Here is a 222-nt window from a genome sequence, read left to right as displayed (position 1 = left end):
AACAAGCATAACTAGAACCAAAGTTAGAGAACTAGATCAAGCAAGGAAGGGCGTACGGAGGATGCCTTGCCACTCTTGAATGATGAAGGACGCGTCAGGCTGCGAAAAGCCGTGCCGAGCTGTCAGGGAAGCGACGACACACGGATATCCGAATGGGGGAACCCGGCTGGTTTTATAGCCAGTCATCCATGCAAATGGAGAGAAACCCGGTGAACTGAAACA

1 rRNA gene is annotated in these 222 nt (G+C 51.4%); it reads left to right on the top strand.

From position 1 onward, the window contains the following. Window positions 1–34: 34 nt before the first annotated feature. Window positions 35–222, top strand: a 23S ribosomal RNA gene (locus Afil_RS11025); the annotation flags it as partial.

Source organism: Allobaculum fili (assembly GCF_020969955.1).
Lineage (GTDB): Bacteria > Bacillota_I > Bacilli_A > Erysipelotrichales > Erysipelotrichaceae > Allobaculum > Allobaculum fili.
Note: the sequence above shows the minus strand (reverse complement) of the source record. Positions and strands in the feature narration are given on the sequence as shown.